This window comes from Pseudomonas sp. FW305-28 (genome assembly GCF_017351395.1).
In the GTDB taxonomy this organism is placed as follows: Bacteria; Pseudomonadota; Gammaproteobacteria; order Pseudomonadales; family Pseudomonadaceae; genus Aquipseudomonas; species Aquipseudomonas fluorescens_AA.
The window spans coordinates 1-3,400 of record NZ_JACNDD010000271.1; the positions used below are offsets into that span (position 1 = coordinate 1).

At 62.4% G+C, this 3,400-nt stretch carries 3 protein-coding genes; all 3 read left to right on the plus strand.

Going from position 1 to position 3,400, the window contains the following annotated elements:
• Nucleotides 1–48 precede the first annotated feature (48 nt).
• The 3 genes from phaZ (at nucleotide 49) to J4E53_RS30170 (ending at nucleotide 3,382) form a co-directional block, all read left to right on the plus strand.
• Entirely contained in the window at nucleotides 49–906 is an 858-nt protein-coding gene (gene phaZ, locus J4E53_RS30160) for a poly(3-hydroxyalkanoate) depolymerase (RefSeq protein WP_003186648.1), read from the plus strand.
• Between the two features lie 112 nt (nucleotides 907–1,018).
• Nucleotides 1,019–2,701 carry a class II poly(R)-hydroxyalkanoic acid synthase gene (phaC, locus tag J4E53_RS30165; RefSeq protein ID WP_060739569.1) on the plus strand — a complete coding sequence of 561 codons (1,683 nt, stop codon included), beginning with the start codon at nucleotides 1,019–1,021 and terminating at the stop codon, nucleotides 2,699–2,701.
• 60 nt (nucleotides 2,702–2,761) lie between these two features.
• Nucleotides 2,762–3,382 (plus strand): TetR/AcrR family transcriptional regulator, encoded by a 621-nt coding sequence (locus J4E53_RS30170; RefSeq protein ID WP_060739570.1) that lies wholly within the window; start codon nucleotides 2,762–2,764, stop codon nucleotides 3,380–3,382.
• The last annotated feature ends 18 nt before the right edge of the window (nucleotides 3,383–3,400 follow it).

Below are 3,400 nucleotides of genomic sequence, written 5' to 3' on the forward strand. Positions count from 1 at the left end.
GATCGGGGAAAAATGAAAGACAGCGACCCAACCCACAGGGCTTGAAGCATGCCGCAACCGTACATCTTCCGTACCGTCGATCTGGATGGCCAGACCTTGCGCACCGCGGTACGTCCCGGCAAGCCTCACTTGACGCCCTTGCTGATTTTCAACGGCATCGGCGCCAACCTCGAGCTGGTGTTCCCGTTCATCCAGGCCCTGGACCCGGACCTGGAAGTCATCGCCTTTGACGTGCCCGGTGTCGGCGGTTCATCGACGCCCAACCGGCCGTATCGCTTTCCGGGCCTGGCCAAGCTCACCGCGCGGATGCTCGACTACCTCGACTACGGGCAGGTCAACGTGATCGGCGTGTCCTGGGGGGGCGCCTTGGCCCAGCAGTTTGCCTACGACTACCCGGAGCGCTGCAAGAAGCTGGTGCTGGCGGCCACGGCGGCCGGGGCGGTGATGGTGCCGGGCAAACCGAAGGTGCTGTGGATGATGGCCAGCCCCCGGCGCTACGTTCAGCCTTCCCATGTGATGCGTATCGCACCGCTGATCTATGGCGGTTCGTTTCGCCGTGACCCGAGCCTGGCGGCCAGCCACGCGGCCAAGGTTCGCTCGGCGGGCAAGCTCGGTTATTACTGGCAACTGTTCGCCGGCCTCGGCTGGACCAGCATCCATTGGCTGCACAAGATCCACCAGCCGACACTGGTGCTGGCCGGCGATGACGACCCGCTGATTCCTTTGATCAACATGCGCATGCTGGCCTGGCGCATTCCCAACGCCCAATTGCATATCATCGATGACGGCCATCTGTTCCTGATCACCCGGGCCGAGGCGGTGGCGCCGATCATCATGAAGTTCCTGGAGGAAGAACGTCAGCGTGCCGTGATGCATCCGCATCCCTCGCCGCTGGGGGGCGGCTGAAACCGCCCATTTGCGCCTGGCAGGACGCCGGATCGCGCAGCGACCCGAAACAGCGACTATGTTGTCTGGTTCGGTGTGTTTGTTTTTAGCCTGATGACGAAGGAGTTGACTCATGCGCGACAGACCGGCGAAGGGTTCCATGCCCGCCCCTGCCAGTTTCATCAACGCACAAAGTGCGGTCACCGGCCTGCGTGGCAGGGACCTGCTGTCCACTTTGCGCAGCGTGGCCGCACACGGCTTGCGCAACCCGGTGCACAGTGCCCGGCATGCGTTGAAACTGGGTAGTCAATTGGGCCGTGTGTTGCTGGGCGAAACCCTGCACCCCACCAACCCCAACGACCCGCGTTTCGCCGACCCCACCTGGCAGCTCAATCCATTCTACCGCCGCAGCCTGCAGGCCTACCTGAGCTGGCAAAAACAGGTCAAGAGCTGGATTGACGAAAGCGACATGAGCCAGGATGACCGCGCCCGCGCCCACTTCGCCTTCGCCCTGCTCAACGACGCCGTATCGCCGTCAAATACCTTGCTCAACCCGCTGGCGGTCAAGGAGCTGTTCAACTCCGGCGGGGCCAGCCTGGTTCGAGGCATCAGCCATCTGGTGGACGACCTGCTGCACAACGACGGCTTGCCGCGCCAGACCACGCCCCATGCCTTTGAAGTCGGCAAGACCCTGGCGACCACACCCGGCGCAGTGGTGTTTCGCAATGAATTGCTCGAACTGATCCAGTACCGGCCCATGAGCGAAAAGCAGTACGCCAAACCATTGCTGATCGTGCCGCCACAGATCAACAAGTTCTACATTTTCGACCTCAGCCCCTCCAACAGTTTCGTCCAGTACGCCCTGAAAAACGGTTTGCAGGTGTTCATCATCAGTTGGCGCAACCCTGACGTACGCCACCGTGAATGGGGCTTGTCCAGCTATGTCGAGGCCACGGAAGAGGCCATGAACGTCTGCCGGGCGATCACCGGCGCCCGAGAGGTCAACCTGATGGGGGCCTGTGCCGGTGGCATGACCATCGCCGCCCTGCAAGGCCACCTGCAAGCCAAGCGCCAGCTGCGGCGGGTCGCCAGTGCGACGTACCTGGTGAGCCTGCTGGACAGTCAGATCGACAGCCAGGCCACGCTGTTCATCGACGAGCAGACCCTCGAGGCCGCCAAGCGCCGCTCCTACCAGAAGGGCATTCTCGATGGTCGCGACATGGCCCGGGTGTTCGCCTGGATGCGTCCCAACGACCTGATCTGGACCTACTTCATCAACAACTACCTGCTGGGCAAAGAGCCGCCGGCCTTCGACATCCTCTACTGGAACAACGACTGCACCCGGCTGCCGGCGGCTTACCACGGCGATCTGTTGGACTTCTTCAAGCACAACCCACTGACCCACCCCGGCGGCCTGGAAGTGTGCGGCACGCCCATCGACCTGCAGAAAGTGACGGTGGACAGCTTCAGCGTGGCCGGCATCAACGACCACATCACGCCCTGGGACGCCGTCTATCGCTCGACGCTGTTGCTCGGTGGCGACAAACGCTTCGTGCTTTCCAACAGTGGCCATGTCCAGAGCATTCTCAACCCGCCGGGCAACCCCAAGGCCAACTACATCGAAAGCGCAAAAATGAGCAGCGACCCACGGGCCTGGTACTACGACGCCGCCCACGTCGAAGGGAGTTGGTGGACGCAATGGCTGGGCTGGATCCAGGAGCGCTCCGGCGCCCAGCACGAAACCCAGATGACCTTGGGCAACGCGAACTACCCGCCTCTGGACGCCGCCCCCGGCACCTATGTTCGCGTGCGCTGAAGGCCCTACCCCACGGCCAGGCGATTGGCCGTGGCATGACTCGATCATTAAGAAGACCGGATGAAAACCCGCGACCGCATCCTTGAATGCGCCCTGCAATTATTCAACGAAAAGGGCGAACCGAACGTATCCACGATGGAAGTTGCCAACGAAATGGGCATCAGCCCAGGCAACCTCTACTACCACTTCCATGGCAAGGAACCGCTGATCCTCGGGTTGTTCGAGCGCTTCCAGAGCGAACTGGCACCGCTGCTGGACCCACCGGCGGATGCGCAGTTGGCGCCGGAAGACTACTGGCTGTTCCTGCACTTGATCGTCGAGCGCCTGGCCCAGTACCGGTTTCTGTTCCAGGACCTGTCGAACCTGGCCGGGCGCCTGCCGAAGCTGGCCAAGGGCATCCGTCAATTGCTCAATGCCCTGAAGCGAACCCTCGCCTCACTGCTGGCGCAGCTCAAGGCCCAGGATCTGCTGGTCAGCGATACCCAGGCCCTGGGGCAACTGGTGGAGCAGATCACCATGACGTTGCTGTTCTCCCTGGACTACCAGCGGATCCTGGACCGCGAGGGCGAGGTTCGACTGGTGGTCTACCAGATCATGATGCTGGTGGCACCACACCTGCCGCCCGCGACCAAGGTGGCGACGGAGCGACTGGCGTTGCGGTACCTGGAAGAGCACGACTGACGACCAGCAGTGGAAGAT